Source organism: Neotamlana laminarinivorans (assembly GCF_020523925.1).
Lineage (GTDB): Bacteria > Bacteroidota > Bacteroidia > Flavobacteriales > Flavobacteriaceae > Neotamlana > Neotamlana laminarinivorans.
Window position 1 is genome coordinate 1 of record NZ_JAJAPW010000036.1, and the last position, 392, is coordinate 392.

At 36.2% G+C, this 392-nt stretch carries 1 protein-coding gene; it reads left to right on the forward strand.

The annotated features are described in order from the left end of the window. Positions 1–28: 28 nt before the first annotated feature. On the forward strand, positions 29–392 hold a 364-nt coding region (locus tag LG649_RS15935), incomplete at its 3' end, for an NAD(P)H-dependent flavin oxidoreductase (protein ID WP_226544809.1).

Below are 392 nucleotides of genomic sequence, written 5' to 3' on the forward strand. Positions count from 1 at the left end.
CAAAAACTTTAAAATTTATTAAGCAATAATGTCTAATAGAATTACAGAACTTTTCAAAATAAAATACCCAATTATTCAAGCTGGAATGATTTGGAATAGTGGCTGGCGTTTAGCCTCGGCAGCCAGTAACTCTGGAATTTTAGGGTTGTTAGGAGCCGGCTCCATGTACCCTGAAGTTTTACGCGAGCATATTCAAAAATGTAAAAAGGCAACTAATAAGCCTTTTGGAGTTAATGTGCCCATGTTATATCCAAATATTCAGGAGATTATGGATATTATTGTAGAAGAAGGTGTAAAGATTGTTTTTACATCTGCCGGAAACCCAAAAACGTGGACCTCTTGGTTGCAGGATCGTGGTATTATTGTTGTGCATGTAGTAAGTAGTGTAAAGT